Source organism: Streptomyces flavofungini (assembly GCF_041028215.1).
Classification (GTDB): domain Bacteria; phylum Actinomycetota; class Actinomycetes; order Streptomycetales; family Streptomycetaceae; genus Streptomyces; species Streptomyces flavofungini_B.
Map to the genome: position 1 here is coordinate 1 of NZ_JASKYR010000645.1, position 3,919 is coordinate 3,919.

The 3,919-nt window shown below is 70.0% G+C and carries 3 protein-coding genes; all 3 read left to right on the top strand.

All coding sequences use genetic code 11. The annotated features are described in order from the left end of the window. The first annotated feature begins 50 nt into the window (after window positions 1–50). From AB8Z36_RS31655 to AB8Z36_RS31665, 3 genes are read left to right on the top strand one after another with little or no spacing between them, the layout of a single operon-like run. Window positions 51–887, top strand: coding sequence for a hypothetical protein (locus AB8Z36_RS31655; protein ID WP_369216827.1), 837 nt, complete (start codon window positions 51–53; stop codon window positions 885–887). Then, the gene (locus AB8Z36_RS31660) at window positions 887–2,821 is read left to right on the top strand and encodes a fumarate reductase/succinate dehydrogenase flavoprotein subunit (protein WP_369216828.1); all 1,935 of its coding nucleotides are present in this window, start codon (window positions 887–889) and stop codon (window positions 2,819–2,821) included. The genes AB8Z36_RS31655 and AB8Z36_RS31660 overlap by 1 nt, the downstream gene beginning before the upstream one ends. Beyond that, window positions 2,818–3,588, top strand: coding sequence for a succinate dehydrogenase/fumarate reductase iron-sulfur subunit (locus AB8Z36_RS31665; RefSeq protein ID WP_369216829.1), 771 nt, complete (start codon window positions 2,818–2,820; stop codon window positions 3,586–3,588). Before AB8Z36_RS31660 ends, AB8Z36_RS31665 begins: the two co-directional genes overlap by 4 nt. The last annotated feature ends 331 nt before the right edge of the window (window positions 3,589–3,919 follow it).

Sequence of the window (3,919 nt, forward strand, 5' to 3'; positions counted from 1 at the left end):
CTTCTCCCCCGGCAACCCACAGCACGCCAGGACGAAGGAGTGGAGCCTCGTTGGCCACCGGCACGGAACCCCAACCGAAGAGCGGAACGGCCCCCGGCGGCGGAGTGCGCGACGGCACGCGCGCCGCGATCGCCGCTGCCCATCTGCGGACCGACCGATGGTGGCTGGCGCCCGCGGCGACCGCCGCCGGTCTGCTCGCCTTCGTCGTCTACTCGACCTGGCGGGCGTTCGCGAACGCGGACTACTACCAGGCGCCCTACGTGTCGCCGTTCTACTCGCCGTGCCTTGCCGAGAACTGCGCCCCCATGCGGTCGGGCCCGAACTGGGAGCTCTTCGGCAGCTGGTGGGGCCTCTCCCCCGCCCTGCTCATCCTGATCTTCCCGCTCGGCTTCCGTCTGACCTGCTACTACTACCGCAAGGCCTACTACCGCGGCTTCTGGGCCTCACCGCCCGCCTGCGCGGTCGCCGAGCCGCACAAGACGTACTCCGGAGAGACGCGTTTCCCGCTGATCCTCCAGAACATCCACCGGTACTTCTTCTACGCGGCGGTGCCGGTCGCGGGCATCCTCACGTTTGACACCGTGCTCGCCTTCAGGGACGAGCACTACGCGTGGGGCCATATGGGCCTCGGCACCCTGGTCTTCCTCGTCAACATCGGGCTGATCTGGGCGTACACCCTCTCCTGCCACTCCTGTCGGCACATCGTCGGCGGCAAGCTCAAGCACTTCTCCAAGCATCCGGTGCGGTACCGCATGTGGCAGTGGATCGGGCGGCTGAACGCCCGGCACATGCTGCTCGCGTGGGCGTCCCTGGTGAGCGTCGCGCTCGCCGACTTCTACGTGTACCTGATCGCGTCCGGTGCCTTCGACGATCCGAGGTTGTTCTGATGGCGCAAGTGGAACGACAGCAGTGGGACGTCGTCGTGGTGGGTGCCGGGGGCGCGGGCCTGCGGGCCGCCATCGAGGCGCGTGAGCAGGGCGCCCGTACGGCCGTGATCTGCAAGTCCCTGTTCGGCAAGGCCCATACGGTGATGGCCGAGGGCGGCATCGCCGCCTCCATGGGCAATGTGAACTCCGGCGACAACTGGCAGGTGCACTTCCGCGACACCCTGCGCGGCGGCAAGTTCCTCAACCAGTGGCGGATGGCGGAGCTGCACGCGCGCGAGGCGCCCGACCGGGTCTGGGAGCTGGAGACCTGGGGCGCCCTGTTCGACCGTACGCCGGACGGCCGGATCTCCCAGCGCAACTTCGGCGGCCACGAGTACCCGCGCCTCGCCCACGTCGGCGACCGCACGGGCCTGGAGCTGATCCGCACCCTCCAGCAGAAGATCGTCTCGCTCCAGCAGGAGGACTTCCGGGAGCACGGTGACTACGAGGCGCGCCTGAAGGTCTTCCAGGAGTGCACGGTCACCCGCGTCCTGAAGCACGGCGACCGGGTCAGCGGCACCTTCTGCTACGACCGCGAGTCGGGCCGCTTCTTCGTCCTGGAGGCGCCCGCCGTGGTCCTCGCGACCGGCGGCATCGGCAAGTCCTTCAAGGTGACGTCGAACTCCTGGGAGTACACCGGTGACGGCCACGCGCTGGCGCTGCTCGCCGGGGCGCCGCTGCTGAACATGGAGTTCGTGCAGTTCCACCCGACCGGCATGGTCTGGCCCCCGTCGGTCAAGGGCATCCTCGTCACCGAGTCGGTGCGCGGCGACGGCGGTGTCCTGCGCAACTCCGAGGGCAAGCGCTTCATGTTCGACTACGTCCCCGACGTCTTCAAGGAGAAGTACGCGCAGTCGGAGGAGGAGGGCGACCGCTGGTACGACGACCCCGACCACAACCGCAGGCCCCCCGAACTGCTCCCCCGCGACGAGGTCGCGCGCGCCATCAACGCCGAGGTCAAGGCGGGCCGCGGCTCACCGCACGGCGGCGTCTTCCTCGACGTGTCGACGCGGATGCCCGCCGAGGTCATCAAGCGGCGGCTGCCGTCGATGTACCACCAGTTCAAGGAGCTGGCGGACGTCGACATCACCGCGGAGGCGATGGAGGTCGGGCCCACCTGTCACTACGTGATGGGCGGCATCGCGGTCGACTCCGACACCGCCGCAGCGCGCGAGGTGACCGGGCTCTACGCCGCCGGTGAGGTCGCGGGCGGTATGCACGGCTCCAACAGGCTCGGCGGCAACTCCCTCTCCGACCTGCTGGTCTTCGGGCGGCGCGCGGGTCTGCACGCGGCCAGGTACGCGACCGGGCCCGCCGCCGCCGGCCGGCCCGTGGTGGACGAGGCCCAGGTGGACACGGCGGCGGCCGAGGCCCTGCGGCCGTTCAGCGCGGAGGGCCCGGAGACCGGGGCGACGCCGGAGAACCCGTACACGCTCCACCAGGAGCTCCAGCAGACCATGAACGACCTGGTCGGCATCATCCGGCGCGAGGCGGAGATGGCGCGTGCGCTGGAGAAACTGGCCGAGCTGCGGGTACGGGCGCGACGCGCCGGTGTCGAGGGGCACCGGCAGTTCAACCCGGGCTGGCACCTCGCGCTCGACCTGCGGAACATGCTCCTGGTCAGCGAGTGTGTGGCGCGCGCCGCCCTGGAGCGCACGGAGAGCCGCGGCGGCCACACCCGCGAGGACCACCCGGCGATGGACCGCGAGTGGCGCCGCGCCAACCTGCTCTGCCGCCTCGCCGACCCCAGCGGCGGCCTCGCGGCCACCGATCCGGTGCGCGGCCAGATCGACCTCGTCCGTGAGACGACCGAGCCCATCCGCCCGGACCTGCTCGCCCTCTTCGAAAAGGAAGAGCTGGTCAAGTACCTGGCTGAAGAGGAGCTGTACGAGTGAGTTCGTACGACGCGCAATTCAAGGTCTGGCGCGGGGACACCGGCGGCGGCGGCCTGGAGGACTTCGAGGTCGAGGTCAACGAGGGCGAGGTCGTCCTCGACATCATCCACCGCCTCCAGGCCACCCAGGCGCCCGACCTGGCGGTCCGCTGGAACTGCAAGGCGGGCAAGTGCGGTTCGTGCTCCGCGGAGATCAACGGGCGGCCCCGGCTGATGTGCATGACCCGCATGTCGGTCTTCGCCCCCGAGGAGGTCATCACGGTCACTCCGCTGCGGGCCTTCCCCGTGGTGCGGGACCTGGTGACGGACGTCGGCTTCAACTACACCAAGGCGCGCGAGGTCCCGGCGTTCGTGCCACCGGAGGGCCTCGGACCCGGCGAGTACCGCATGCAGCAGGCGGACGTGGACCGCTCGCAGGAGTTCCGCAAGTGCATCGAGTGCTTCCTGTGCCAGGACACCTGCCATGTCGTGCGGGACCACGAGGAGAACAAGGGCGCGTTCGCGGGGCCCCGGTTCCTGATGCGCGTCGCCGAGCTGGACATGCATCCGCTGGACGCGGCGTCGGACACCGGCCTCGACCGCAAGCGGACGGCACAGGACGAACACGGGCTCGGCTACTGCAACATCACCAAGTGCTGTACGGAGGTCTGCCCGGAGGGCATCAAGATCACGGACAACGCGCTGATTCCGCTGAAGGAGCGGGCGGCCGACCGGAAGTACGATCCGCTGGTCTGGCTGGGGAGCCGGATTCGGCGGCGGGGGAAGTAGTCGGCCGCTGGGGCTGCGAGGTGCGACCGGCGGGGCCGGAGCCGTGGGGCGTGAGCTGGTAGGGCTTGCGCCCCTGGGAGGCTCTGGGGGTTGTCCCCCAGGCGGGAAACCCGTGCTTTCCCCCATGGTGGTGGGGCGGTTGTGGCGATCAGCATGGAGTCATGACTTCTTCTTCGGATTTCACGGGTGGGGCTGCTGCTGCGGACGGATCGTCTTCCGCGGACGGATCGTCTTCCGCGGTGGGCCGCGCGTCGCGGCGTACGGTGCTGGGGTTCGTCGCGGCCGGGGCGACTGGGGCCGCGGTGGGAATGCTGCCGGGGGCGGCACACGC